The sequence below is a fragment of the Streptomyces sp. NRRL S-340 genome (genome assembly GCF_000720185.1).
Classification (GTDB): domain Bacteria; phylum Actinomycetota; class Actinomycetes; order Streptomycetales; family Streptomycetaceae; genus Streptomyces.
On sequence record NZ_JOIY01000144.1, the window covers coordinates 1 to 232 of the forward strand.

A 232-nucleotide genomic window follows, 5' to 3' on the forward strand; every position below is an offset into this window, starting at 1 on the left:
GTGAGTGGGGTACGGGCTGCGGCTCGTGTATCGGCGGTCCGCCTTGACTCAACCGTGGCGCAGGCTGCCGCTGCGGCTCGTCACTGGGAAGGGTCTGGAACCGGCGTGCCGGGAGAATGATGCTCGGCCGCCACGATCTACGGGATTCGGACCTGTCAGATCCCCCCTTTCAGAGACCGCATGTTCACCGAGTCGATCGCGCAGCGCGACCAGTCCAGCTCGCCGCGCGAGC

The 232-nt window shown here is 67.2% G+C and carries 1 pseudogene; it reads right to left on the minus strand.

Features of this window, described 5'->3' with window-relative positions:
- Positions 1-117: 117 nt before the first annotated feature.
- Positions 118-232 (minus strand): annotated as a pseudogene (locus IG64_RS40960) (IS5/IS1182 family transposase); the annotation flags it as partial.